The following is a 1784-nucleotide window of genomic DNA, read 5'->3' as shown; positions in this document are numbered from 1 at the left end:
AAAAATAGAGTTCGATTCGAAATCAACAGCAAGAACGAGGAATCAAAGGAAACCCCGTCTTGCTCGCGTCCACTATCCAGTTCTCAAGCCACCACGCACCACCACGCCGTCCGGACGGAACCAGCCCGCCATCAGGCACGATGGGCATCGAATCGCGCCAGGCCGAAGCCTGGGGTGGCGATCCGGGAGCCCAAAAGCGCATCCGCACCACTCCCGCGGAACATCCCACGACGGACGAACCGAAAGCCCATGATCTCTTCCACACCAGCAGCCCCAAACCGCCGCGACTGCCGCGACGCCGGGGCTCGCACGCCGGACGAACATCCGGCCGTATTCTCCGTAGAAAGGAGGTGATCCAGCCGCACCTTCCGGTACGGCTACCTTGTTACGACTTAGTCCCAATCACGAGCCTCACCTTAGACGGCTCCCTCCCGCAAGGGGTTAGGCCACCGGCTTCGGGTGCTGCCCACTTTCATGACTTGACGGGCGGTGTGTACAAGGCCCGGGAACGCATTCACCGCGACGTTGCTGATTCGCGATTACTAGCGACTCCGCCTTCACGCAGTCGAGTTGCAGACTGCGATCCGAACTGAGACCGGTTTTCAGGGATCCGCTCCAGCTCGCGCTGTCGCATCCCGTTGTACCGGCCATTGTAGCATGCGTGAAGCCCTGGACGTAAGGGGCATGATGATCTGACGTCATCCCCACCTTCCTCCGAGTTAACCCCGGCGGTCCCCCGTGAGTTCCCGGCACAATCCGCTGGCAACACGGGGCGAGGGTTGCGCTCGTTGCGGGACTTAACCCAACATCTCACGACACGAGCTGACGACGACCATGCACCACCTGTGAACCCGCCCCGAAGGGAAACCCCATCTCTGGGATCGTCGGGAACATGTCAAGCCCAGGTAAGGTTCTTCGCGTTGCATCGAATTAATCCGCATGCTCCGCCGCTTGTGCGGGCCCCCGTCAATTTCTTTGAGTTTTAGCCTTGCGGCCGTACTCCCCAGGCGGGATGCTTAACGCGTTAGCTCCGACACGGAACCCGTGGAACGGGCCCCACATCCAGCATCCACCGTTTACGGCGTGGACTACCAGGGTATCTAATCCTGTTCGCTCCCCACGCTTTCGCTCCTCAGCGTCAGTAACGGCCCAGAGACCTGCCTTCGCCATTGGTGTTCTTCCCGATATCTACACATTCCACCGTTACACCGGGAATTCCAGTCTCCCCTACCGCACTCAAGCCCGCCCGTACCCGGCGCGGATCCACCGTTAAGCGATGGACTTTCACACCGGACGCGACGAACCGCCTACGAGCCCTTTACGCCCAATAATTCCGGATAACGCTTGCACCCTACGTATTACCGCGGCTGCTGGCACGTAGTTAGCCGGTGCTTATTCAACAGGTACACTCAACCGAAGCCTTGCTCCCTGATAAAAGAGGTTTACAACCCGAAGGCCTCCATCCCTCACGCGGCGTCGCTGCATCAGGCTTGCGCCCATTGTGCAATATTCCCCACTGCTGCCTCCCGTAGGAGTCTGGGCCGTATCTCAGTCCCAATGTGGCCGGTCGCCCTCTCAGGCCGGCTACCCGTCGAAGCCATGGTGGGCCGTTACCCCGCCATCAAGCTGATAGGACGCGACCCCATCCCATGCCGCAAAGGCTTTCCCAGAAGACCATGCGATCAACTGGAGCATCCGGCATTACCACCCGTTTCCAGGAGCTATTCCGGTGCATGGGGCAGGTCGGTCACGCATTACTCACCCGTTCGCCACTCTCACCACCA

Annotated in this window: 2 rRNA genes (1 of these 2 running past the window's edge); both read right to left on the bottom strand. The window is 60.1% G+C overall.

Annotated features, from left to right (window positions below):
* Positions 1 to 162: ribosomal RNA gene (locus NBH12_RS10755) — 23S ribosomal RNA — on the bottom strand; it reaches 2788 nt to the left of the window's first position.
* A gap of 181 nt (positions 163 to 343) precedes the next feature.
* Positions 344 to 1784, bottom strand: a 16S ribosomal RNA gene (locus NBH12_RS10750); the annotation flags it as partial.

It is taken from the genome of Bifidobacterium sp. M3-N-101 (assembly GCF_023656805.1).
Taxonomy (GTDB): Bacteria; Actinomycetota; Actinomycetes; order Actinomycetales; family Bifidobacteriaceae; genus Bifidobacterium; species Bifidobacterium breve.
Note: the sequence above shows the minus strand (reverse complement) of the source record. Positions and strands in the feature narration are given on the sequence as shown.